Here is a 562-nt window from a genome sequence, read left to right as displayed (position 1 = left end):
TCCCGCTGCTGATGCGTGAAGTGCATGGCAAGCCGCTGGTCTATTTCGACAACGCCAACACCGGCCAGAAGCCGGTGCAGGTGATCGGCGCGGTGGATGAGTTCTATCACCGCTACAACGCCAACGTCAGTCGCGCGGTGCATGCCCTGGGCAGCGAAGCCACCGATGCCTCCTCAACGTGCGCCCCAGCGATCTGGTGCTGTGCAGTGGCACCACCTTCGCCATCAACCTGGTGGCGTACTCGTGGGCGCTGCCGCGATTGAAGTCCGGTGATGTGATCCTGGTCTCGCGCATGGAGCACCACGCCAACATCTTGCGGGCACGCCGCGAGCATCTGGACGCGATGCCGCCGTTCCTCGGTGGTGGCGAGATGATCAAGGAAGTCAGCTTTGACGGCACCGTGTTCAACGATGCCCCGCACAAGTTCGAGGCCGGCACCCCGAACATCGCCGGCTTCATCGGCCTGGGCGTGGCCGCCGACTACCTGCAGGGCATCGGCCAGGAGCACGTGGAGGCGCGGGAAGCCGAGCTGCTCGCCCACTTCACCGAAGAGCTGCGCCGC

At 65.1% G+C, this 562-nt stretch carries 1 pseudogene; it reads left to right on the top strand.

Annotation, left to right across the window (positions count from 1 at the left end):
- Window positions 1-562, top strand: a pseudogene (locus tag QMZ25_RS19145) (aminotransferase class V-fold PLP-dependent enzyme); the annotation flags it as partial.

This window comes from Stenotrophomonas sp. RS-48, assembly GCF_030053245.1.
Taxonomy (GTDB): Bacteria; Pseudomonadota; Gammaproteobacteria; order Xanthomonadales; family Xanthomonadaceae; genus Stenotrophomonas; species Stenotrophomonas maltophilia_P.
Note: the sequence above shows the minus strand (reverse complement) of the source record. Positions and strands in the feature narration are given on the sequence as shown.